This is a genomic window from Bradyrhizobium cosmicum, assembly GCF_032290525.1.
Classification (GTDB): Bacteria; Pseudomonadota; Alphaproteobacteria; order Rhizobiales; family Xanthobacteraceae; genus Bradyrhizobium; species Bradyrhizobium cosmicum_A.
This window is the reverse complement of sequence record NZ_JASXTA010000565.1, coordinates 1-239: the sequence shown is the minus strand read 5'-3', so window position 1 is coordinate 239 and position 239 is coordinate 1. Positions and strand designations below refer to the sequence as shown.

At 67.8% G+C, this 239-nt stretch carries 1 protein-coding gene; it reads right to left on the bottom strand.

Translation table 11 applies throughout. From position 1 onward, the window contains the following. Positions 1-239: transposase (locus QSV46_RS40955; RefSeq protein WP_314964477.1), on the bottom strand; the 239-nt coding region annotated here is incomplete at both ends.

The window sequence follows — 239 nt, the reverse complement described above, 5'->3', positions numbered from 1 at the left end:
CGGCCAGCTTCAACACCTGCACGAACAGGTCGGCCAGCGCCTTCAGGTGCCGCCGCCGGAACTCTGAGATCGTGCGGAAGTCCGGCGCATCGCCCGCCACGATCATCATGAAATCCGCCCGCTCCACCGCCGCCCTGGCGATCCGCCGCGACGAGTAGATACCGCTCGCGTAGCCGTGCAGAAGCAGCGCCGTCATCATCCGCGGATCAAACGGCGGCTGACCCAGCCCGCTCCGGTAG